The 24440-nt window shown below is 44.7% G+C and carries 16 protein-coding genes and 1 tRNA gene; 4 read left to right on the forward strand and 13 right to left on the reverse strand.

Annotated elements, in window-relative coordinates; all coding sequences use genetic code 11:
* Positions 1-27 precede the first annotated feature (27 nt).
* From BUB06_RS04140 to betI, 4 genes are all read right to left on the reverse strand, one after another.
* Complete coding sequence (locus tag BUB06_RS04140) at positions 28-681, reverse strand: tellurite resistance TerB family protein (protein WP_080726766.1); 654 nt, start codon at positions 679-681, stop codon at positions 28-30.
* Between the two features lie 159 nt (positions 682-840).
* Positions 841-2520, reverse strand: a complete 1680-nt coding sequence (gene betA, locus BUB06_RS04145) for a choline dehydrogenase (RefSeq protein WP_039471493.1) — start codon at positions 2518-2520, stop codon at positions 841-843.
* Positions 2521-2539: 19 nt separating this feature from the next.
* Positions 2540-4012, reverse strand: a complete 1473-nt coding sequence (gene betB / locus BUB06_RS04150; RefSeq protein ID WP_039471491.1) for a betaine-aldehyde dehydrogenase — start codon at positions 4010-4012, stop codon at positions 2540-2542.
* Between the two features lie 69 nt (positions 4013-4081).
* Positions 4082-4669, reverse strand: coding sequence for a transcriptional regulator BetI (gene betI / locus BUB06_RS04155; RefSeq protein ID WP_010309838.1), 588 nt, complete (start codon positions 4667-4669; stop codon positions 4082-4084).
* A 353-nt stretch (positions 4670-5022) separates the two neighbouring features.
* Between betI and BUB06_RS04160 the strand changes: the two genes are divergently transcribed.
* The 3 genes from BUB06_RS04160 to BUB06_RS04170 all read left to right on the forward strand — a co-directional run bounded on the left by BUB06_RS04160 (position 5023) and on the right by BUB06_RS04170 (position 8221).
* A complete protein-coding gene (locus BUB06_RS04160) occupies positions 5023-7056 on the forward strand; it encodes a choline transporter (protein WP_010309837.1) in 2034 nt (677 codons plus the stop codon).
* A 216-nt stretch (positions 7057-7272) separates the two neighbouring features.
* Positions 7273-7911: an RpiB/LacA/LacB family sugar-phosphate isomerase gene (locus tag BUB06_RS04165; RefSeq protein WP_010309836.1), complete on the forward strand. Its 639-nt coding sequence runs from the start codon at positions 7273-7275 to the stop codon at positions 7909-7911.
* 220 nt (positions 7912-8131) lie between these two features.
* Positions 8132-8221: transfer RNA gene (locus BUB06_RS04170), tRNA-Ser, on the forward strand.
* An 86-nt stretch (positions 8222-8307) separates the two neighbouring features.
* Here the strand turns inward: BUB06_RS04170 and phoH are convergent.
* The 3 genes from phoH to BUB06_RS04190 form a co-directional block, all read right to left on the reverse strand.
* Entirely contained in the window at positions 8308-9096 is a 789-nt protein-coding gene (phoH, locus tag BUB06_RS04175) for a phosphate starvation-inducible protein PhoH (RefSeq protein WP_039471489.1), read from the reverse strand.
* A gap of 531 nt (positions 9097-9627) precedes the next feature.
* A complete protein-coding gene (fliZ, locus tag BUB06_RS04185; RefSeq protein ID WP_010306119.1) occupies positions 9628-10143 on the reverse strand; it encodes a flagella biosynthesis regulatory protein FliZ in 516 nt (171 codons plus the stop codon).
* A 204-nt stretch (positions 10144-10347) separates the two neighbouring features.
* Positions 10348-11070: an RNA polymerase sigma factor FliA gene (locus BUB06_RS04190; RefSeq protein WP_014915881.1), complete on the reverse strand. Its 723-nt coding sequence runs from the start codon at positions 11068-11070 to the stop codon at positions 10348-10350.
* A 478-nt stretch (positions 11071-11548) separates the two neighbouring features.
* Here BUB06_RS04190 and BUB06_RS04195 point away from each other — a divergent pair, with 478 nt between their 5' ends.
* Positions 11549-12592 carry a glycosyltransferase gene (locus tag BUB06_RS04195; protein ID WP_236689866.1) on the forward strand — a complete coding sequence of 348 codons (1044 nt, stop codon included), beginning with the start codon at positions 11549-11551 and terminating at the stop codon, positions 12590-12592.
* A gap of 72 nt (positions 12593-12664) precedes the next feature.
* On the opposite strand, the gene BUB06_RS04200 is transcribed toward BUB06_RS04195, so the two are convergent.
* The 6 genes from BUB06_RS04200 to BUB06_RS04225 all read right to left on the reverse strand — a co-directional run bounded on the left by BUB06_RS04200 (position 12665) and on the right by BUB06_RS04225 (position 24178).
* Entirely contained in the window at positions 12665-13507 is an 843-nt protein-coding gene (locus BUB06_RS04200; RefSeq protein WP_039471485.1) for a WcbI family polysaccharide biosynthesis putative acetyltransferase, read from the reverse strand.
* 201 nt (positions 13508-13708) lie between these two features.
* Complete coding sequence (locus tag BUB06_RS04205) at positions 13709-14302, reverse strand: acyltransferase (protein ID WP_039471484.1); 594 nt, start codon at positions 14300-14302, stop codon at positions 13709-13711.
* Between the two features lie 117 nt (positions 14303-14419).
* Positions 14420-15541: a DegT/DnrJ/EryC1/StrS family aminotransferase gene (locus BUB06_RS04210; protein WP_039471482.1), complete on the reverse strand. Its 1122-nt coding sequence runs from the start codon at positions 15539-15541 to the stop codon at positions 14420-14422.
* A 22-nt stretch (positions 15542-15563) separates the two neighbouring features.
* The gene (locus tag BUB06_RS04215) at positions 15564-19067 is read right to left on the reverse strand and encodes a glycosyltransferase (protein WP_039471480.1); all 3504 of its coding nucleotides are present in this window, start codon (positions 19065-19067) and stop codon (positions 15564-15566) included.
* Positions 19068-19212: 145 nt separating this feature from the next.
* The gene (locus BUB06_RS04220; protein WP_072012984.1) at positions 19213-22896 is read right to left on the reverse strand and encodes a glycosyltransferase; all 3684 of its coding nucleotides are present in this window, start codon (positions 22894-22896) and stop codon (positions 19213-19215) included.
* A gap of 391 nt (positions 22897-23287) precedes the next feature.
* Positions 23288-24178 carry a flagellin N-terminal helical domain-containing protein gene (locus tag BUB06_RS04225; protein ID WP_039471476.1) on the reverse strand — a complete coding sequence of 297 codons (891 nt, stop codon included), beginning with the start codon at positions 24176-24178 and terminating at the stop codon, positions 23288-23290.
* Positions 24179-24440 lie beyond the last annotated feature (262 nt).

The raw sequence follows: 24440 nt of genomic DNA on the forward strand, positions 1-24440 counted from the left end.
TCACCGCAGCTTAAACTCTCCGCCCTATCATGATGGACTTTTCAGTTCATTGGTGATCGATTGCCGTACGTCTTGCGGTATCTTCAATTCGTTCGCTAACGCATCCAGATAGCTTTTCTCCATGAAGTGATCGACATCAATGACTGCGCAGCTCAGGAAGTACACTTCAAGCGCCTCTTCCTCATTTTTCACATCTTTCGCCAGCAGAATCGGATCAAGAGGTTGCTCTATGGCTTCCTGCACCCAGCGGTGCGCTTCACTGCCCAGTTGCAGTTGCTGAATATTTTCATCAATACGCTGTTTCTCAGTCGCATCAATATGGCCGTCGCTCTTGGCAGCAAAAACCAAAGCCTGAATCAGACGGCGGGCACGAATATTGTCAGCCGAGGACTGGGTGCCAAACTGCGGGTCGTCCTGATGCGTATCGCGAACGCGTTTTTTGTACTGGTTCCACAACACCACGCCCGCCGCCGCACTACCGCCAATAATCAACGCATTTTTACCCAACGAACCCATGATTTTTCGCGTGGACTTATTCGACAACAACACGCCCGCCAAACCGCCTAGCGCAGCAGGCTTCAGCATATCGCCTAAATTGCCGTTTTTACCCCCTTGATGCTGATTCCCCTGCTTGCTACCGGAGCCCAATAAGCCCTGAATCTGTTGCAGCCAATTATTCATTTTCATTCCTCAAGGAAAAGTGACATCACTGATGGTGTTGTCACTCATAGTAATGGTGCGGAAGGCGTTTGTTTGTCAGATTGTGTATAGCAATGAAAAGTATGGACCGCACTTTCTCGACGGTCCATCTGGGCGATCCATCTTGCTATGCAGGAAACGTCACGGCGCTGGCTTCAGCGGCGCTTTTCTCACTGGGGTATTCCCGGAAACATAGTAGCGCGCTTTGCTACGCGGCAGCGGCTGACGTCGGCGGATTCGGTCGGCAATTTTCTCAGCAATCATAATGGTTGTCGCATTCAGGTTACCGGTAATAATCTGCGGCATAATGGAGGCATCCACCACGCGTAGCCCTTCCATACCGTGAACGCGGCCTTGTCCATCGACCACCGCCATTTCATCCTCACCCATCTTACAAGAACAGGAGGGGTGGAATGCTGTCTCAGCATGAGTGCGGATAAACTCGTCCAGTTCCTCATCCGTCTGAACCTCCACCCCAGGGCTGATCTCTCGCCCACGGTATTTATCCAGCGCGGGCTGCGCCATGATTTCACGCGTAATGCGGATCGCATCGCGAAATTCCTGCCAATCCTGCTCCGTCGACATATAGTTGAACAAGATGCTAGGGTGCTCGCGGGCGTCTTTGGAGCGCACCTGGACACGCCCCCGACTGAGTGAACGCATGGAGCCAACGTGCGCCTGAAATCCGTGCTCTTTCACCGCATTACTGCCGTTGTAATTAATCGCGACAGGCAAGAAGTGGAACTGAATATTCGGCCAGGCGAACTCATCCCGACTGCGAATAAAGCCCCCCGCTTCGAACTGGTTGCTAGCCCCAACACCAGTGCCATTGAACAACCATTCCGCGCCGATTTTTGGCTGGTTAAACCACTGCAACGCCGGATACAGCGATACCGGTTCTTTGCAAGCGTATTGCAAATACATTTCCAGATGGTCCTGCAAGTTTTCACCGACACCGGGTAAATCGTGCACCACGGGAATATCGAGACGCTGAAGCAGGTCTTTCGGCCCCACACCGGAACGTTGCAGGATTTGCGGCGAGGCGATTGCGCCAGCACACAGCAGCACCTCGCGGCGTGCCTTCGCCGTCTGCGCACTTTCCCCTTTAAAGTAAGCCACGCCAACGGCACGTTTTCCGTCAAAGAGAATCTTGTCGGTTAAGGCATGCGTCACGATGGTCAGATTTTTACGGCCTTTTGCCTGATCCAGATAGCCTCGCGCGGTGCTGGCGCGACGCCCTTTCGGCGTGACGGTTCTATCCATCGGGCCAAAGCCTTCCTGCTGATAGCCGTTAAGATCGTCTGTACGCGGATAACCCGCCTGCACACCCGCTTCAACCATCGCGTGAAACAGTTCGTTGTTTCCCATCTTCGGCGTTGTTACCGAAACAGGACCGCTCGCGCCATGATAATCATTCGATCCCACATCCCGCGTTTCCGCTTTACGGAAATATGGTAGGCAGTCAAGGTAACTCCAGTCTTCCAGACCCGGCATGGTCGCCCAGTTATCGAAGTCCATTGCATTGCCACGGATGTAGCACATGCCGTTAATCAGAGACGAACCGCCCAGCCCTTTGCCTCGACCGCATTCCATACGGCGATTATTCATATGAGGTTCGGGGTCGGTTTCATAAGCCCAGTTATAGCGCTTGCCCTGCAATGGGAAAGCTAATGCAGCGGGCATTTGCGTGCGAAAATCCAACCGATAGTCTGGGCCCCCCGCCTCAAGCAACAACACGCTCACGTCGCTTTCTTCTGTTAAACGCGTTGCCAGCACATTGCCGGCGGAACCAGCTCCGATAATGATGTAGTCATATTCCATTAGGCTTTCTCCCCTTCGTTTAAAATACCGAGCGGAATTCACCCAGTTCAACCTGTACAGATTTAATTTGCGTATAGTGTTCCAGTGTTGTTATGCCGTTTTCACGTCCGACACCCGAATGTTTGTAGCCGCCCACAGGCATTTCAGCCGGAGACTCACCCCAGGTGTTGATCCAGCAAATACCTGCGGCAAGTTGATGAATAACCCGATGTGCCCGATTCAGATCGCAGGTCACGATGCCAGCCGCCAGTCCATACTCGCTCTCATTGGCGCGGCGGATAACCTCATCCTCATGCTGATACGTCAAAATACTCATGACCGGGCCAAAGATTTCCTCTCGCACAATCGTCATATCATCCCGGCAATCTGTGAACACCGTCGGAGCAACGTAGGCACCTTGCGCATACTTCTCGTCAGTTATCGATTCGCCGCCCACCAGCACATGAGCGCCTTCACGCTTCCCGCTTTCGATGTAGCGCAGTACGGATTCTCTATGCGGGAAGCTGACCAGCGGACCAAAATTCACCTGCTCGTCAGTCGGGTCACCAATACGAATACGCTGAACGCGCGCCAGAATTTTTTCCTCAAACTGTGCCTGCAATGCCTGCGGAATAAAGACGCGTGTACCGTTAGTACACACCTGACCTGAGCTGAAGAAATTCGCCATCATGGCGATATCCGCTGCCTTATCCAGATCGGCATCATCAAAAATGATCAGCGGCGATTTTCCGCCTAGCTCCATCGTGACGTCTTTCAGGGTCGAACCTGCGGCATTGGCCATTACCGTTTTCCCGCTGGCGATCCCCCCGGTGAAAGAGACTTTGGCAATGCCCGGATGCGTAGTCAGCGCCTGACCAACGGATTTCCCCGTCCCCGTCAGCACGTTGAATACGCCAGCCGGTAACCCAGCCTCGGTATAGATTTCCGCCAGCTTCAGCGCGGTGAGCGACGTGACTTCACTGGGTTTGAAGATCATCGCATTGCCTGCCGCCAGCGCAGGGGCGGATTTCCACAGTGCGATCTGAATGGGGTAGTTCCAGGCACCGATACCCGCGACCACGCCAAGCGGTTCACGACGAGTGTAGGCGAATGAGGTATCACGCAGAGGGATCTGCTGACCTTCCAGCATAGGAATCAGCCCTGCGTAGTACTCCAAAACATCCGCGCCAGTCACGATATCAACAGTGCGTGTTTCCGAGAGCGGCTTGCCGGTGTCGTGCGTTTCGAGTAACGCGAGTTCATCGTTGCGCTCACGCAGAATATCCACGGCACGGCGTAAAATTCGCGAACGTTCCATCGCCGTCATCGCCGCCCATACTTTCTGCCCTGCGGTTGCGGCACTGACCGCACGGTCAACATCTGCGGCAGTAGCCGACTGAATGTGGGCAATGATCTCGCCATTCGCGGGGTTAATCGCCTCAAACGTCTCGTCACCCGTGCTATCGACATAAGTGCCGTTGATATAAAGCTGTTGTAAACCGTAGTGAGACATAAACTCTCCTGTCTGATGGCTGCCCGAACAAACGTTCCGGGCAGAAAAGGCAAAAATAATAAGGAAGGGTTACGTGCGGGCGAGCTGCTGGTCGATATACTCATAGGTAATGCTCAGCGCTTCTTCGCGGTTGAAAGCGTCATGGCTGAGCGCACCACGCAGCCATAGCCCGTCGATCAGACCTGCCAGCCCTTTTGCAGCAATACGTGCGTTGTCCTTCGACAAGCAGCGGCTGAATTCGACACACAGGTTGGAGTAAAGCCGCCGATCGTTAACCTGCTGTAGCCGATGGAGCATGGGGGAATGCAGGCTACTGGCCCAGAACGCCAGCCAGGTTTTCATCGCTGCGCTATTCGTCTGGCTATCATCAAAATTCCCCTGCACAATCGCCCGCAAACGTGCGCGAGGCGTATTTTCTGCCAGATTCAGCAGCCTTGATCTCACCGCCAGCCCCAGATGACTAATCAGATAGCGCATCGTCGCTTCCAGTAAGCCATTTTTATCGCGGAAGTAATGACTAATGATCCCATTCGACACTCCCGCACGTCGGGCAATCTGTACGATTGAGGCATCATGCATCCCCACATCGTTAATCGCGGCCAGCGTCGCTTCGATGAGTTGCTGCCGTCTGATGGGCTGCATTCCGACTTTAGGCACCGCACTTCCCCTTCATTTTCTTCCCTTCATTTTTGCGTGATGGATCACGGTTAAACGACAGTGATTCATGATCCGATTTGTCCCATTAAACTTTTTTTTGATTGAACGTTCAATAAAAAATGAATATCTTTTATTGCTGAAAGGTTAAAAATCTGTATCAATTATCATGAAAATCGGTGTGAGTTCAGACGATAACTCCACCTTAAAAAGAATAATTTATTTTTTGTTCTGAAGACCTTCTTCGACGAAAAGCGTACTCAGCGGATGTCCTGCGCCGTATTCTTTATATGCGCTAAGCGCGCTTCGTGGAGAGAGGAATCAGAGTATCTGTTCACGTCACGCAAGGGATAACCATGCCAGCATCAGAAGCCACCACCCAACGGGATCGCCTGAATCCTGTCGTGTTTTACACATCCGCGGGATTAATCCTGACCTTCTCGCTGATGACCATGTTGTTTAACCAAGAAGCGAATGCCTGGATTACTCACGCGCTTAACTGGGTTTCTGCCACATTTGGTTGGTACTACCTGCTAGCCGCCACGCTCTACATCGTTTTCGTCATCTTCATCGCGTCATCTCGATTTGGCTCGATCAAGCTCGGGCCAGAACAGTCGAAGCCTGAATTTAGTCTGATGAGCTGGGCGGCAATGCTGTTTGCAGCGGGGATTGGCATCGATTTAATGTTCTTTTCCGTTGCGGAACCGATCACGCAATATATGATGCCACCGGAAGGACAAGGCCAGACGATAGAAGCGGCACGGCAGGCCATGGTCTGGACGCTGTTTCACTACGGGTTAACCGGCTGGTCAATGTACGCGCTGATGGGCATTGCTCTGGGCTACTTCAGCTACCGGTATAATTTGCCGCTGACGATTCGCTCTGCCCTGTACCCTATCTTTGGTAAACGTATTAATGGCCCGATTGGCCACAGCGTTGATATCGCGGCCGTACTCGGAACCATCTTCGGTATCGCGACTACGCTGGGCATCGGCGTCGTTCAGCTAAACTACGGGCTGAAAGTCCTGTTCCAGATCCCAGAGAATCTTACCGTTCAGGCCTCGCTCATCCTGCTTTCCGTGATCATGGCGACGGTTTCCGTGACGTCCGGCGTCAATCGCGGCATTCGCTTCCTCTCCGAGCTTAACGTCCTGCTCGCACTAGGCCTGATTCTTTTTCTGCTCTTCTGGGGCGATACCGAGTTTCTGCTAAACGCGTTGGTACTTAACGTGGGGGATTACATCAATCGCTTTACCGGCATGACGCTCAACAGCTTTGCCTTTGATCGCCCGACAGAATGGATGAATAGCTGGACGCTGTTCTTCTGGGCATGGTGGGTCGCATGGGCACCGTTTGTCGGACTATTTCTGGCGCGTATCTCACGCGGCAGAACGATTCGACAGTTCGTCGTCGGCACGCTGATCATTCCGTTCGTCTTTACACTGCTGTGGCTCTCCATTTTTGGCAACAGCGCGCTTTATCAAGTCCTCCACGGTAATCTGGATTTTGCCAATGAAGTCATGCAGCACCCAGAGCGCGGGTTCTACAGCCTGCTGGCGCAGTACCCCGGCTTCAGCCTGAGCGCCTCTGTCGCGACCATTACCGGCTTGCTGTTTTATGTCACCTCTGCCGATTCCGGCTCGCTGGTGCTCGGCAACTTCACCTCTCGCCTTGGCGACATCAATAATGATGCGCCAAACTGGCTGCGAATTTTTTGGTCAGTCGCCATTGGCCTGCTGACGTTGGGGATGCTGATGACAAACGGTGTTTCAGCCTTACAGAACACCACCGTCATTATGGGATTACCGTTTAGCTTTGTGATGTTCTTTATTATGGCGGGATTGTATAAATCACTGCGGGTTGAAGATTACCGTAAAGCCAGCTCCTTACAAACATCGGCACCGATGCCAATCTCCGGCGACGATCGTCTGAACTGGAAGCAACGCCTATCACGCGTCATGAATTTCCCCGGCACAACGCATACGCAAAAAATGCTGGATAACGTCTGTAAAGCCGCTATGGATGATGTCGCGCGCGAACTACGCCTGCGAGGTGCCAGCGTTGAAGTCAACGACTTGCCACCCGTCGAAGATGAACGCCTGAACCATCTCGAACTGTTGGTTGATTTGGGTGATGAACAGAACTTTCTTTATCAAATTTGGCCGCAACGCTATAGCGTCCCAGCGTTTACCTATCGCGCCCGCTCGGGTAAATCAGATTATTACCGCCTTGAAACCTTCCTGCTGGAAGGGAGCCAGGGGAATGACCTGATGGATTACAGCAAAGAACAGGTGATTAACGACATTTTGGATCAGTACGAACGACACCTGAATTTTCTTCATCTTAATCGAGAGGCACCGGGCAATACGTTGACCTTCCCTGACGCATAATCCCCTACGCTATGGCGCTGAAATACAGCGCCATTTTTCAATACGTTATGCATTTATCCTCCTTTTTCTTTCATCCTCTTTTTCCTGAATCTATGGGCTGTGCCGCATTCTTTGCTTCGACGATTTGCGCTTTATTTTTGAAACGGTATACTGCTCACATCAATTTGAAATACAGTTTTAAAAAATGTATTTGTCCGTCACAGAAAAGGAACGAACATGAAAATTGCACTGATTAACGAGAACAGCCAAGCTGCCAAAAACGCCATCATCGCCGAGTCTCTGACCAAAGCGGTTGCACCGTTGGGCCACACTGTACACAACTACGGCCAATACGCCGTTGAAGATGCAGCGCAGCTGACCTACATCCAGAACGGTATTTTGGCAGCTATCCTGCTGAACTCCGGCGCGGCTGATTTCGTTGTGACCGGTTGCGGTACTGGCCAGGGCGCAATGCTGGCTTGTAACTCTTTCCCAGGCGTAATCTGCGGTCTGGTTGTTGACCCATCTGATGCTTACCTGTTCTCTCAGATCAACAACGGTAACGCCGTATCTGTTCCTTACGCTAAAGGCTTCGGCTGGGGCGCTGAACTGAACCTGGAAAACCTGTTTACCCAGCTGTTCAAAGAAGAAGGCGGCCGTGGCTACCCGAGCGATCGCGTTGTTCCTCAACAACGTAACAAGAAAATCCTGGATGCCGTAAAAGCAGTGACCTACAACGATCTGATCACTATCCTGAAAGGCCTCGATCAGGATCTGGTTAAAGGCGCGATTGCTGGTCCTAAATTCCAGGAATACTTCTTCGCTAACAGCAAAGACGAAGCACTGACCAGCTACATCAAAACGCTGCTGGCGTAATCGTCCGATAGCTGACAAAAAACCACAGGCCATCATGGTTTGTGGTTTTTTTTTATGCCAATTATCAACTCGTTTTGCCTACATGTTAACGACACGGTTACGCAGACTATCCTTTACCGTTCAATGCTTAGCCATACGCACCGTTCGCGCTAAATACTGCTTGACCGAAGCTAGACGACTCCCTATAGTAGCGCCCCGTTGCCCCTTGTAGGCAACCCCCGGTGAGGTGTCCGAGAGGCTGAAGGAGCACGCCTGGAAAGTGTGTATACGTGAAAACGTATCAAGGGTTCGAATCCCTTCCTCACCGCCATATAAAAGAAAACGCCGCTGATGCAAATCAGCGGCGTTTTTTTATGCTGGTGGCACAGAAACTTTCATTCCTATGCCACACAGACATCAGCCATAGGCATGGAGCGTACGCTGGCACAGCGCCGAACGCACACAGTCCTCTTTACCGAAAGAGACGACGCCAATCATGTCATCCTCAACAAAACGCTCCAATGCATCGCGCAGGCCGGATTTAACGCCAGATGGCAAATCACACTGCGTCACATCACCGTTGACAATAACCGTGACATTTTCGCCTAAACGCGTCAGGAACATTTTCATTTGGTTCACTGTCACGTTTTGCGCCTCATCCAGAATCACAACCGCATTTTCAAACGTCCGTCCGCGCATATACGCAAAAGGCGCAATTTCGACTTTGGCGATTTCCGGCCGCAAACAGTACTGCATGAAAGAGGCTCCCAGTCGACGCAAAAGTATGTCGTAAACTGGGCGGAAATAAGGCGCAAATTTTTCCGCAATATCTCCAGGTAAAAAGCCAAGATCCTCGTCAGCCTGTAATACTGGCCGCGTAACGATAATACGTTCAACCTCTTTATGGATTAGTGCCTCCGCCGCTTTCGCAGCGCTCAGATACGTTTTACCGCAGCCAGCTTCACCTGTGGCAAAAATCAACTGTTTATTTTCTATCGCAGACAAGTAATGTTCCTGGGCAGCTGTACGAGCTTGAATAACGGAATTATCACGATTTTCGCGCGCCATTCCGATTGCTTCAATCCCGCCCATTTGTACCAGAGAAGTGACCGATTCTTCCTCACGCTGACGATGGCTACGCGACTCACGGCGGATAACGCGTTTTGCTTCACGACGAGCTTTGATCACTGCTTTTTGTCTTCCCATAGTGGCACCTTACAGTTTGTTTCACTTACCGCACTGCTCTACAGCGCGTGACGTTTAACTCACTAACGAGGTTAGGCTTCCTTATTAAGCCAATAGCGGACGGAGAATATGCATGATTCATCCACGAGCCGGATGAAAAACGGACCGAGCGTTCATGGATAGAAAAGGAAAATAAACGGAAAATTTGGGGAACAAGAGAATGGAACAGTGTTGAAAATAAGTGGGAGGAAAGTCCCTCGCATCGGCGAGTCAGCAGCGTAGAATCTTGACATCGACTATAAAGTCCAAAAAAGGACATTACCATTCGCGTTCCTCACTGTGACAACAACTATTCCACTGAATAATGATTGATCGCATCGTAGAACTACCGCTAACCATTGCCTAAAAATTAGTGCCGAATGATTTCAGTAGTATGACAGTGCAATAATTTGCCTCTGCAATGCAAGCATTTTTTACACTGTCATAACATTTACGTATAGTCAGTATCCCATGGTTTGGCAATGTCAGCCTGAGAACGACGCATGATGCACGTCAGAAATGCCGCTGCCAGTCCAGATATTGATCGTATTTTCGTAAGGCGCTGCGGTAGATATTTTGCTCAATACCGGGAAGGTAATCACATACGCGCTGCTGTACCCCATCGCGATGACGGGAAAACGTTTCTGCGGGATAATTATTGGCGGCAAGCAGCTCATCTAAGCGCCGCAGACGAATGACATACTCGCGCATCGTGCTATGGCGGACTTCAGTCTGCTCAATCAGATACTGTGTGAAAGCTTTAATATCGAAATAGCTAGCAGTGGTATTGCATAATATTTCGCTACAAAAGCGGCAAAGTGGGATTAATTCCTGTTGCAGACCTGACCATATGTCGTCGTCGATAAGCCTGTCGATACTGCCGATCGACTTTTTATTGATAAGCTGATTGCGAAATACCAGTGAAACGCGGTCGAGCTCTTTATCACACTGGGAACAGTTAGTTTGTCTGTGTTTGAAGTCTTTCAGATAACGGCTTAGGAGCTGTTTCTTCCGAATTGATGGGTGCATGAATCCATTCCATGACAATATATAACCTCAATGTGAAGCGATAGCATCGTTCATTACGCCAGAGAACCTGGTGTGCTAAAAACAGGTGACATTAATCATGTAAATACTGATGCAAAATGCGCATCAATATTCAAAATTTTTCATGGCCCTGCTGCTTCAGTGACTGAAGATATACTTTGATAACAGTATTCCTACGCAGCGCAATTAAACATCGTTCATTAATTTCACGCGCAGGCGCTTTATCGCCTGGCTATGCAACTGACTGACTCTCGACTCTCCGACTTCAAGAACGGCACCGATCTCTTTCAGGTTCAACTCTTCCTGATAGTAAAGCGTCAACACCAACTTCTCGCGCTCTGGCAGGCTTTCAATCGCATCCATTACACGATGGCGCAAATTGCCTTCCATCAGTTGATGCAATGGGTTCGCATCTTCATTGCCTTCCAGTAACGCCTCTGCGCTGTCACCATGTTCTTCACGCCATTCATCGTAAGAGAAAAGCTGGCTGTTATTCGTATCCAGCAATATCTGACGATAATCTTCAAGCGTGATATTCAGGGTCTGCGCAACTTCCTGCTCCGTTGGAGTACGACCGAGCTGCTGTTCAGCCTGTTGCATTGCTTGTGCCACTTCCCGCGCATTACGCCGTACACTGCGTGGAGCCCAATCACGACTGCGTAATTCATCCAGCATCGAACCGCGAATTCGTTGGACGGCATAGGTGGTAAACGCCGTACCTTGTAACGAATCATAACGTTCAACTGCGCTTAGCAAGCCGATACCGCCAGCCTGTAGCAGATCGTCAAGCTCAACACTCGCGGGGAGACGAACCTGTAAACGCAAGGCTTCATGGCGCACTAGTGGTACATAGCGCTTCCAAAGGGAATTTTTATCCATTGTGCCTTCGGCGGTATACAAATCGCTCACAGTGACAAATACCTACGATGATAATGTTATCGACACTATTATGCTTTTAGGTAGGGTAGCCAATCGTCTGAATAGCGTCAAAAAAGGAGGGTTATTCATGCTATGTATGACAGGATTGAGTAAGGAGTCTGCGGAGAGAAACACAAATGGCACGTACATCGGATGTAATACGACAGCAAATTTGTGACGCATATCTCTTCAGAAAGGAAAGTGATTTTAGCGCAGATCTCGAACAGATGAACCCGAATGTCTCCTCATAGGATCAACAGTAATGTGAAACACGTAGTGCCGGTAGATGTAAACACTAATGCGTGTCAAAAGCATTATAATCAATAATATAAAAGCCTACGGCCACTCATTCACCCTTTTATCGCAGTCAATGGAGAACAAGTATCAAATTGTTATCACTGATAAATTAATATAGTATTGAGTAATATCAAGCCTTTAAAAACGCGGTGCATAAATGATATCAGTCTGCATGATCGTGAAAAACGAAGCTTTGCACTTAGGCAACGCACTGAAAGAGATTGCAAAATATTTTGACGACATTGTTGTCGTTGATACTGGCTCTACCGATGACTCAAAAAATATCGCCAGGATTTTTACTGACAAAGTTTATGACTTTGAATGGATATCAGATTTCTCCGCGGCGAGAAATTACTCACTACAATTTGCCAAATATGATTGGGTTTTAGTTGTTGATGCCGATGAAGTGATTAATCAATTTGATGTAGCATTGCTTTCAGAGCTCATTAGCACACATCCGACACAGATAGGCACCGTAGAAATTGCCAGCATTACTAATGATGAAAGTTCGGAAGAGACAGATTTAATTCAAGAACGTATAAGTCGGCTTTTCAACAAAAAATATTATGAGTTTTTCGGCATTATCCATGAGCAAATTTGCAAGAAAAATACAGGAAAAGCACCGGATGGACGTTTTGATGCACCACTATCGTTCATGCATAATGGTTACACAAAAAAAATCATAGAAAGCAAAAATAAGATCGCTCGCAATATTACATTACTCCAACATGCCATCGATAAAACAAGTGATGACGCTTACCTACATTATCAATTAGGAAAAAGCTACTATTTGGGGAAGGACTATGAGCGAGCGGCACAAAGTTTTGAAACATCACTACATCTACAAAAAGATATGCATCAGGATTACAACGAAGTCCTGATTGAATGTTACGGCTATTGTTTAATTAATACTGCACAGTATGAAAAATCATTAGACATTTTACAATATGAGGCTCTCTGTTCTTCTACCGACTTCATGTTTTTAAAAGCATTAATACTCATGAATAATGCTGATTTTCAGAATGCTATCGATACATTTCAGCTATGTACGAAAATGGGTCCAGGTCGAAAACAAGGTGTTGGAACGTATAAAGCCAATTACAACATAGCAGTTATACTGGAGTGTTTTGGCATGAAGCCTGAAGCTCTCGACTATTACCAAAGATGCGGAAATTATAAGCTAGCGCTTGAAGGGATAATGAGAGTTAAATCGTAATTTATTTTAAAAAAGATAATGGAATATCGCTATATTACTAAAGCTTGATATTCCATTAAAATGATATGATATTTAAAAATTCATATATTCATCGTTAAGAAGATTATAGTAATTTGAGCTAATCAATGCTTTAGTTAAATCAGTTCGGCTATATTTGTCAAAAAATGAATAATTAATTTTGCACGCAAGCGGCAATCCAGAATTTCTCATCATATAATAGCTTTCATCGCCGCTACCAAGTCTAGGCGCTCTGTAATTATTCAACAACTCTTGACCATTAAGGTTAAATGTTTCATGAACACCAAATGTATTAAGATGTATTGACTCAAACAATAAACTTAAATGTTTATTATTCGGATGACTAATTGTTGAAAAACAGTCTTGATCCTGAGATAAAGAAGATAAATAGTAATCTGAGTAATCAAAAATCAGCTTCCCTGATTTATACAATCTCTTATATTTATCAGTATCTTCGATCAGTGCAGCCTGCTTTTTATCTTGGGACAAACTAACATTATGGTATTGAGTGATGGCATCCTGATAATTAAAACCAGAGAGATACAAATGCAGAAACCGATAGTCTACATAAACCATCAAGTCAGGCAGATCTTTATCAATGTAGGCTAATTGTGGGCTGGATACTCGAGATTCCATAGTCGGAAGCATTTTTATATCAAAGTATCTTTCCAGTGCGGAGGTAGAAAAACGCCCCCATCGTTCTGAGTGATACTGCATAAAAATGACATCGCAAGACTCTAATTCATGGTAGAAATTTATAACATCAACCTTCTCTTTTAATTTATAGATTGGTGTATTAAAAATATAGTTATACTCATGACCGCTTATATTTTTATTACCTTTCAGCAACTCACCAATAATTTCGAGCTGACAATTTCCAACTAAGGCAATGTTCATAAAAGACCTATACAGAAGACATAGTTCTGATGAAAGAGTTTATTACATTGGAGAACATAGTAATATCATCCCTGAAAAATTCACCCAAGCTACATTCTGCCTAGTGAACATAGAATCATTTACAAAATTCTCTCTACTAATCTATTAGTCCGTTCAGGATAGAAAAAGAATAGCCATATATAAAATACAAAAAAAATTAAATCATTCTTTTTTAGACATTTCTAATAGAAATTCTCTTTCTAGCATGAGTAATTTTTTATTTCTCTCTTTTATTCTTTTTACTGGGCTACCAAAATAAACCCCCCATTCAGGAAGACTCTTTGTTACAAGGGATAGAGCACCGACGGAGGAACCGTCACCAACCACCACTTTCGGTAAAATGACTGTTCCTGAGCCTATAATGGAATGCCTTCCTAAAATCACCTCACCTGAAGTGACTCCCGTATACTCTGAACTTACAGTCGGGTTAGTCAAATAATTTCCAGTATAATCATCCGTTTTACTATAAATTTTAACGCCCTGAGATATGCCGCTAAAATCATTCATTGTTATACCTGCGCCTGCAGATAATAGTGAATAACCTCCTATATGTATAAATGATCCTAGGTTCAAAAAACCATTCTCGCTTGCGATTATCGTCGTATACCCATCGATTCTCACATTACTTCCAATTGAGATATTCTCCAAACCTAAGATCGTGCAATTTTTTGCAATGCATACATTTTTGCCTAATGATTTAAAACCAAAATTAACCAGTTCATTTTCTGTAAAGAAACCGATATTGAAAGGATTCATGAGGAACCTGCATCAGGTTAAACTAATAAAATGCTACTTTTTCTTAGTAACATTGGTTTAATGATCTCTCAAAATTAATTTTCATTAACCAGAGAGTTATTAACGCTCTAAATAGCATTAATTAACTTGACAAATAATAGCATTAATCAAACCAATAACTTTCTCTTGCTCACTATCTTGTAAATCGGCATAAATTGGTAAACAAAGCACAGACTCAGCAACGATGTGAGACTCAGGTAAATTCTCAGTTTTCGCACTATCTAAACCACGGTACATTGGGAATGAACTGATTAATGGATAAAAATAACGTCGTGTAAAAACCCCCTCAGCTTTCATTAAAAGATAGAGTTCATCCCTGCCACAGGGGAAATCATCTCCAATAAAAATAGGACAGTAGGAATAATTCCATGAAACATTCTCACTGACATCGACCAGTCGAATATGAGGTATATTTCTTAATGCTTCCCTGTAACGCAGATATACTGCTTTTCTTTTCAGCAAGGCATCATCTATATGTTTTAGTTGCAACAGGCCAAATGCGGCCTGAACTTCATTCATTTTCCCATTGATGCCAGGTGCCACCACAGTAACTTCATCAGCGAAGCCAAAATTTTTCAGATAATCAATGCGCTTTTTAGTTTTGGCGTCCTGAGAGATAATTGCGCCGCCTTCAATGGTATTAAAGACCTTCGTCGCATGAAAACTAAGAATAGAGAGATCACCATGATTTAAAATACTATAGTCATCTTTTTTTACGCCAAATGCATGGGCAGCATCATAGATAACTTTTAGTCCGTAGTTATCCGCAATCGCCTGGATACGTTCAACATCGCAAGGAATGCCATAACAATGCACTGGCATAATAGCTGAGGTATCAGAAGTAATGGCTTGTTCAATTTTATCAGGGTCAAGATTGCACGTCAGAGGATCAATATCGACAAATACGGGTTTTAACCCATTCCACAAAAGCGAGTGTGAGGTGGCAACAAAAGAGTAAGGAGTAGTGATAACCTCACCGGTAATGCGCAACGTCTGCAATGCAGTCAATAGCGCCAAAGTACCATTTGAAAAAAGACTGATATACTTGACTCCCAAGTATTTTGCCAGTTCTTCTTCAAGCTGTTCGTGTAGAGGCCCACCATTCGTTAATCTTTTATTTTCCCATATCTTTTCCAAATAAGGAATAAACTCCTCAAGCGGAGGAAGTAGTGGACTGGTGACATATATTTCATTTTTCATAAACAGCCCTTAATATAATAAATTATCGTGGCAGCCAAATTTTCTTTATAATTTCCAGTTTTTTTTGATTAAGCATCCAATTTTCTTGAACTTCACTTTTCAACACCGCACCAACTTTCCTAGCCGAATCAACATCATGGATATATTGACTCATTGCTGAAGACCAGTCCTTGTATCTATTTTTTACAGCATTAACGGAAAGCCTGCCTTTGTAGCATAAAACATCACTGCATATAACCGGTATTCCACAGATACCAAGCTCTAATAAACGAATATTGCTGCGGGTTCGATTAGTATTATTATCAGCCAACGGTGCTATTGCAAAATCAAGATTGAGAGAGGCTAGCTGTTGGGGATAATGCGTAAAACCGTGATAGCGGTGATATTCATGAATAAAGGGCTTCAGTTTAGGAGGATAAGTCCCCAAAAACACCCACGTAACGTGGTTAGAAAAATCACGGATGACGTTGGATACCAATTCAATATCTTCATCACGGAGGTCCTGCGTTATACACCCAACTCGAGGCTTATCGCTTACCCTTCCCGTGAGAGCAAGATCATTCCAGAAATGAGGTAAATATGTAGGTAAAAACTGAATGTCGTGATGCACTCTGCCATATTGCTCAGCTAATGCTTCAGACCCGACAATCACCCTATCAAAAGAAGCCAAGTTCTCTTTTATTTTATTCAAGTGTTCTTTTTTATTTTTACTATCATCAAATTTACTTGATTCATAGTAGTTCATATCATAAATAGAAAAACAATCTTTCATCGATTTGAAATTAATTATATCTCCACTTTGAACATGGTTCTGAGTGATAATAACATCAGGCTTTATTTGCAAAAACTCAGATATGACGAGAGAATCTGAAACCACAGCCCCTTCAACCATTCCGTTGTATCTCATTTTATAAAAAGGCTCGTCTAACCGATATATCTCTATCGGATTACAACCGCCAGAATACATCATTACGCGAGGCAGGCGTTGAGGCTCTAGCGATAGCTCGCGCGGCCTGATATATTTTTCTATTCTATAAGCATGAGTTAATGACAAATTCTTATTATAAGCAGGATCATTAGCAGTGACATATCCCCACTTATGATAGATAACCCTCTCTTGTTCTGAGCAAGTTTCGTTCTTCCTATCATTTTTTTCCGGAGATAAATCAGTCGCAACAATAGAGTAAGGGGTCCAAACGGAAAGATAACCTGCGTCACGAATTTTTAAACTTAAATCGATATCAGCAAGATATTGCTCAGTCAGCAACTCGTCTACTCCACCGACATCTTGATAAACCGAGCGCCTTACAAGTAAACATAATGAGGGGAGCGCGCTATAATTTTGTTCTATTGCTAAACGATGCATATAACCTGAAGCTGAATAGTGGCTTCCAACAAAAGGACTTTCAGCTACACCATTGAGCCCAAGAATCATTCCTGCTGAATAAACTTTCTCATTAAGATTAATGACTTTGCTGCCAACACATCCTACTTCATCACGCAGGCAATGATTCACTAAATTTTCTAGCCATTCATCATGCGCAGGAAAAACCGCCACATCAAGCAAGAGTATATAATCACCCGATGCTTGACTAGCTGCGATATTATTGAGTCTTGAGCGACTTTCCTGATGTGGAAATAGAATGACTTTTATTCTTTTAGGATCAATTTTACTGACTTCTTCTAGCCAGTAACGATTCTCTTCAGCCTCAGCATAGCAACTTAGAATCAAAATTTCATAATTAGTATATTTAGATTTTTCCAGCAACCCCATAACACAGCGTTGCAATATATTGACATCACCGCTATCGATGATAAAAATACTAACTTTAGGTAACTCCTTGGCATGTCCATAAACAACCCGACATCCACCTGAGGAATTGTGTAAAATCAAGCTATTCACATAACCTTTTTTACTTAAATAGTGACTAATCAACTGTTCTGCTTTACTACTGTCTAACTCTTTTTTTGATTCACTGATTAACAAAGGCTCAGAAAAATGGCCAACACTTCCATTCCCTTTTTCTTCAATCACTCCCATCATAACATCGAAATCAAAAAAGTCAGGAGAAATGCTATTATAACAATTCGTGTCTCTAAATATGCTTTGATGGAAGAAGCAGCCAACAAAAAATGCGCTGGGGAAACCAATAAAATAATCAATACTAAAGTCAGGTAAAAAAGCAGACTCTACTTCACCACGATCATCAATAAATATTTTGTCAGAATAAATCGCGCTATATTCACTCACTTTATTTAAGTAACATATAGCAGAAAAAACCCCATCTGCTATAAATGTAACGCCAGCCCTCACATACTGAAGCCAGTTAAAACGCTGCTCCATTGATATATTTTTTATAGTAGTGCTTAGCTTTATTGTTTCGCATAATGAGGTCCAAGACTCAAAATCTTTAGAAAGCGTATACTCTCCATCGGTAAAAACAATACAGTTTAATCTTGAATACATCTTCTTAACAGGCAATAAAGACTCTAATGTAGTTAAAACCTCACGCCATGATTTCGATTGATCATAGATGCAAATATAAATAGCTTGAGGTGATACCAATTCACTAATATTTCTGGAAATAAGGGAAATTCGTTCAGGGGAAAGCTCCCGCCGTTTAACCCATTCCATTATATTTTCTTTATGATTTCTATTATAACAATCCTGTGCTTTATCTTGTGTCAGTTCCAGAAATTTGAAAAATTGCTGATTGGATACACTTTCCAATCCTTCATAAAAATCTTTATATTTATAAAGGCTTTCCCTTACTCTCTCCAACTCATTCGGGGAATCATCCCAGGCAACATCAGCATTACCGATATCCTCAGATGTCTTCTCCGTGATAGCATATTTTTCATACCCTGAAGCAACCCTGGCAACCACAGGACAACCGCATAACCCAGCTAAAGCACAGGTACCAGATGCTTCATAAGAATACATAACGCGTCCACGCTTGAGGACCTTAGCAAGTTCATTCAGCGATAATGGCTGTTCCATCGATAAAACTATTATGTTTTCAGGTAATGTTGAAAAATCAACACAGCTGCGTGGAACTCGGTTTAAATATAAAAGGTCAAGATCTTTCTCTTTAACATCATCACAAAACACTGACAAATCATAAGTTGACATTGTCAATAAATTCACATTTTCTTCATTTTCGGCAAATTCTTTCCGATAAAAGAAAAAGAGGTCATCCTCGCCAGCATTAATACTATTGCCGTTCAGAACCCCTTCTCTATTCAACATATACCGGACACAAACAGGTGCTTCCAGAGGATTACCTGACTCTATTTCAGGATAAACCGCGATGAATACTTCGCCAGACTCTTTATATTCGTTAAATTTCCCAGAAGTTAATTGCGGCGTATTCCATTCTGGATTCGTTACCGGAGAAACAACATATGCCTCACCACCATTCTGGTTAATAAGATGGCAAAGACGATGTACAACCTGAATACCAAGAGAGGCTTCAATATAACCAGGAACAGTAATTACATAAGGATATTTAAATTTTTTACTCATCGTTTATCCTAAAAATCAAGCATTGCATATTCGCAGTTTACAAAAAGTCGATCATCATTGTCTAAAGATAAGAATGCTACCGCCCTTGGCTCTTCAGCAACCAATGCGCTAGCACGTCCTCATGTTGTGTTGCTACGCTATCTCGCTATTTTGGCAACCAGGCCTGTAACCAATCCGTCAAGCCCTCGCCTTCCAGCATCCAATCTTTATACACGGCATTTCTCAGTTGATCGCCCATTCTTGCTGTCGCATCCATATCAGAGATATGCATACGTATTGCGTCCATCCAATCTTTGAAACGATTATCAACCCGTGTTACGGGTAAACCACAGCGATAAGGCTCGATGTCAGTACAAATTACTGGTACCCCACAAGCTCCTAACTCCATGAGTCGTAGATTACTTTTGCATTCATTGAACAGATTATACTCAAGCGGTACCAGTGCCAAATCGAGATTCAGACTCGCTGTTTTTTGTGGGTAATATTCGATAGGGACACCTGCATGAAATTCACATTTCACACCTTCAGGCTTCATCCCCATGAAAACCCACTCAACTTCATCTTCAAGCGCTTTCACCACCGAGCGGAGAATAGCTAAGTCACCTTTATGGCTGCTCCCGCCTGCCCAACCAACCCTAGGTTTACGCCCTTGTTGGCGTAGACTTGTTAGCCCTTTCCACCAGGACGCAGGTAGCCGGTTATAAGCAACACGAATATCTGAGTGGTAAGCCGAGTAGGCTTCAGCTAGCGCTGGCGTAGAAACCACAACCCAATCAACAGATTCCAGTGAACGACGGAAATTTTTAATTAATTGCTGTGAGAATGATTTCCTATTACCGCTGTTGATAGGAATATTAAGGATATAGTCATCGAATTCCGCAACAATCGATGAACGCGTATATTTGCGATACTGTGCCACCATCTCAGGTGTCTGAGCCCCAGCGGCGGACTGAACAATCACAACATCGGGCTCCATATCAACAGCATCGACCAATTTTGGCACGCCGTGCTTCAGTCCCCCTTCTATATGCATCTCTCGCTCTAATGCCTGAAAAGGGAAAATAACACGATAATGACCGCATCCATGCCAATCACTATGGCTCCCAATAACCACTGGCAGAGGTCGCCCAGGCAATGCGCGTTGGCACCTTGCCATTTCTGGCGTTAGAGAAAACCCCGGAGCATGCTTACCGTACGCAGGGTGATAACATGGATCGTTCGCGAGTTGCGGTAACCAGCGGTCATAAAGCAGGTCAACATCTGACTTTTGGGGTAACGGTGGTAACTTGAAGTACTGCTGTAATAAGCGCGATGCACCACCTAAATGCATCACTTGAGCATCTGGCGTCCACACAACCAAATAGCCCTGTTGTCGAGCTTTAAGCGCAAGATCAACATCGCCAAAGTAGGTGGGATATTGCTGCTCATCAAATCCCCCCAGCTCAACATAAACGTCACGCCGCATCATCATGCAAGCCGCACTAACCGCACTGACATTATGGGTCGTACGGAGACGACTCATATAACCTTTTGATTCTGGACCCATTCCCTGAAACGCAATCGCGGCGCTATCATTCATTCCTAATACAATACCGCCATGTTGAATTCGCCCATCATCAAACACCAATTTAGCCCCAACGATACCGACTTCAGGACGTAGTGCATGATTTAATAAAGCATTCAACCAATCTCCATTTGTAATTTCAGTATCATTATTAAGGAAAAGCAGAACATCGCCTTTCGCTTTTTGAGCAGCAAAATTATTAATGGCGGAAAAATTAAATGGATGTGGCCACGATAAAACCTGAACCTGGGTTAATTCCATTGCGGCAAGCTGTCTTAAATATTGACATGCACCCGCCTCTGCTGACTGATTATCTACAATTAACAATTCATAATTGAGGTATTGCGTACGCTCCATCAGCGTTTCAATGCATCGACTGATGACAGGCAGATGATCACGCGTAGGAATAATAATGGAAACAAGCGGCTTACTTGCATGTTGATACTGAATACTGCATATTCCGTCATTGTTGCGTGCTGAAACAACAGCTTCAACATGGCAACGAACAAGATGACGCCGGATAATATCAGGATAGTGCAGTGTCACACTGTCGCTGTTCAACCAATCGAACAATGAGTCTGTGGTATAAACCAGCACTTCGGGAATATGACCAATCGCTTGCGGCCCTTCTTGTTCTATCAGTTGCCAAATAACATCATGTAGTTCAAGAGATTCACCTATCGAAGGAATAATACCCTGCTGGCGCAAAGTTGACACATCCACAGCCAGGTTACGGCCTATGTAGGGGAAACTGCGCAACATATCAATATTACACTCAGGCTTAAGCATTGGGTTTTCTGCTTTACCTTCTTTCAGGATCGCTTCGTCAAAATAGAAGGCTTTCGCTGAAGGAAAACGCAGGCGGTGCTCAGCTAATAATAATGATGCATGCGGAAGTAAACGTTCCCCAGCACGTAAAACGAACAGATAGGATGCTGATGTTTGAGCCAGAATGGCATTTAGTTGGCTCTCCTCAGCGCGATCGGATGATAACCATGTGACCGTGCCGGGAGCATCAGCACAAACGAAATTATTCGAGGTCAATACATAGACCTCTTTGGCCAAATAAAATTGTTCATGGATGCTAGCCAATGAAGCATTGATGGCATTTTTATCATTAGATTGTGCCAGTACCGCAATACTTATATTACCAACATCTGGATAGGCTTGGATAAATGCTTGTAATAAATCACGACGAGCAGGACTAATCAACCGCTCGCTCAACCACTTATCAACAGAATAAAAAGGCTTCGTTTTATCCTGCAACGTTAAGTTATGAAGAGCAAGCCTTTGCAGTTCCTGATCGGTTATTGTTTTAAGCGTCGGCTCTGGCAAACTGTCAATCAGTGATGGTAACGTATTTGATAACCGCCAGGATTTATTATAATAGTCTAAACGCTTCTGGGTATATTTAGCTGCTTGTTCATAACCCTTATAAATGCTCTCTGCCACTTCTTCGGAAGAAAGAGCCTTCCCAGCCGTTTCATTACGAAATACATTGCCCTCAACCAATTCATCGGTAATGTACCCGATGAAAAAATTGTCTTGGTACAAATAGGCTGGCTTGCCTGCACACAGCGCATATTGTGCAATAATTCCACTAGCAACAATAGCATCAAAATCCGCAACGGTATTATTATGAACCCATTGTTCTCGGTTCATGATTTCACAAACTATCGAAAATTTCTCCAATTCACTTATCAACGCCTTGAGCATTGGCGTTGTTTCTTCCACGACAATAAGTATCTTTTTTAGACTATTATTATTTTCCAGAGAAGTGTGATTAAAATATAAATCAGGAGGAGAATGAGGGAACACAGATGTCAACGAGCTAGTTATCCCGCTCTCATTCAAAAAATCGGCCAATCGAGGCAATGTAACTAACGCTCGATCGCACAAGCGGTTTTCAAGCAAAATATCAGCTGATGCGGACTCTCGACTATCCAATGACTGGTGGTCGAATATCATATTCGTTGTGACACCACCATTCAGGAACCGGTCTAATATACTTGTATTTAATGAAAAATATTGAATCCAGAATAGATCATAATCTTCATTGAAAACATGATCAGTATCAGCAGTGGCAAAAATGTCTTTACCTGGAAATTTCTTCTCTATCAGATTTTTTATGCGCACATCATACTGATGGCAATAGACATCCACACTCCAACCGTTATCGATGAATCCACCGATCAGGTCCAAAATGGCCAGTGTTTCATCTCTGTAGTCGATAAGTTGAAGTGTGCTGATAAAGACGCGTGGCATAGAAAGGAGCCTTGTAGACAAAACGGATGTGTAAATACTTCCATTCTAAAGAGAGAAAATCAAACTAAACGATAAATAAACCAATCAATTACCATGCTATTTAAAGCATTAAAATCAAAACTATCGTTCTTCTCCTAACAAAATGTACTAAGGTCTATTTTTTATTGTTCGCTTGGTTTTATTTTATAATAAACAATCACTTATAGGAATTTTTTTGAAACTATAAAAAAGTGTTCGAAAGGTACAGAAAGATAAAGAATGGAAAAAATTAAGATAGAAGGATCATGGAGATGCTGTTAAAAACAGGCTTAAAATGACACTGAAATACAAACGATTGATATATTTAACCCGGCGCATGGCCGGGTTAAAATTCATACCATATTGCTTACGATTAACGCAGCAGAGACAGAACGGTCTGAGGAACCTGGTTAGCCTGAGACAGGACTGACGTACCGGCCTGTTGCAGAATGTTCGCCTTGGTCATGTTCGACACTTCCACCGCATAATCCGCATCCTGAATTCGGCCACGGGCGTTGGACAGGTTGTTGATGGTGTTGTTCACGTTAGTGATCGTGGATTCGAAACGGTTCTGGATCGCACCCAGGTTACTACGTGCGGTGTCTACTGCTTTCAGTGCGGTATCAACAGCATTGACGATTTGTTGTGCCAGACCACCAGAACCACCGATAGCACCTGTACCACTCGCAGCACCTGTACCGCCGCTGATTGTGTTTACTGCAGTAGAAACACCAGAAGACAGGCCAGAAGTCGTTGAGGCATTAACCAGCGCGCCAGAGTCGATGGTGATAACTTCGTTAGCACCGGTGTTTGCACCAACCTGAATGTTGATACCGCCGCTTGCTGTACCGTCCAGCAGATTCGTGCCGTTGAAAGAGGCTGATTTAGCAACACGGTCGATTTCGTCCAGACGTTGCTTCATTTCAGTGTAGATTGAAGTACGGTCAGTACTGCCGTTGGTGTCACTTGCTGCCTGAACCGCCAGCTCACGAACACGCTGTAAGTTGTTGTTGATTTCGTTCAGGTTACCTTCTGCGGTTTGCGTCAGGGAGATACCGTCGTTCGCGTTACGCGCAGCCTGAGTCAGGCCTTTAACCTGTGCAGTCATACGGTTGGCAATCGCCTGACCAGCAGCATCGTCTTTTGCACTATTGATACGCAGACCAGAAGACAGACGCTCAATAGCGGTGCCCAGAGAAGATTGTGATTTGTTCAGGTTGTTCTGGGTAACCAGAGACATGATGTTAGTATTAATCGATGCCATGATAAGCGTTCCTTAATCAATGAGATGTAAGTGTCGGGTTCAGCTCATTGGCTCATCCCCGTCCTTACTAATTATCGGAACCTTTTTTAAAATCTTTAATTTTTTGTCTGTCCGTGTTTTTTATTCAAAATCATCTGTTTCAGAAAGAAAAAACCCAGCACTAGGCTTAATGCTTTTCAGTTAAGCTTTTGAAGGTAGCCGTAACGTGTAACGTTGCGGCTTCTTTTTTACCGCCCTCGGGTAATGTCTCGCTCGGCGAGTC

This window comes from Pectobacterium carotovorum (assembly GCF_900129615.1).
Classification (GTDB): Bacteria; Pseudomonadota; Gammaproteobacteria; order Enterobacterales; family Enterobacteriaceae; genus Pectobacterium; species Pectobacterium carotovorum.